This is a genomic window from Chryseobacterium elymi, from assembly GCF_003385495.1.
Classification (GTDB): Bacteria; Bacteroidota; Bacteroidia; order Flavobacteriales; family Weeksellaceae; genus Chryseobacterium; species Chryseobacterium elymi.
The window spans coordinates 1-629 of sequence record NZ_QNUH01000067.1 but is presented as its reverse complement, the minus strand read 5'-3'; the positions used below and the strand labels follow the sequence as shown (position 1 = coordinate 629).

1 protein-coding gene is annotated in these 629 nt (G+C 39.4%); it reads right to left on the bottom strand.

Annotation, left to right across the window (positions count from 1 at the left end):
- Positions 1-98: 98 nt before the first annotated feature.
- On the bottom strand, positions 99-629 hold a 531-nt coding region (locus DRF60_RS20885), incomplete at its 5' end, for a T9SS type A sorting domain-containing protein (RefSeq protein WP_133297271.1).

The window sequence follows — 629 nt, the reverse complement described above, 5'->3', positions numbered from 1 at the left end:
CTGTGTAAGTATAGCTAAGATCATCTATAGTCATTGCAATACTGCCTCCCTGTAATCCTTCAGATCGTTTCAGATTGGTAATATTACCATTCAGATCATCATTTATTTTTTATGAGTTTAGCACTAGCTATTTTATTGGTATCCGTCTTTATCGCCACCAGATAAGCCCCCTGAATCAAATTCTGAGTATTAATCTTCGTCACCTTATTCTTAGTTTTCAGGCTCTGTAATTGTCTTCCCCCCATGTCATACAACATAATATCCGCTTCCTTAAAGTCAAACCCTATTTCCACATAAGCATAATCTGAAACCGGATTAGGATAGATCTTGATGTCCTGTTTTTCAATCAGCTGATCAATTTGTTTATCTCCCAGCTTCACGATCTTCCAGTTCTCTTTTCCAAGTTCTTCTGCGCTGGTTCCTGCCAGAATAATGGATCCGTCTCTGTTGAGTTTCAGGTCTGAAAGTCTCTCCTCTCTTTTTCTGGATTCTCCTTTTACATATTTTCTCCACTTCTCGTTGCCATCGGCATTGAGGTAGAGCATCCAGAAAGTTTCATCATTAGATTCTATTCTTCCTTCTGCCTGGGTATAGCCTCCTAAAAGGATTCCTTTGGTCAGGTCTTGGTT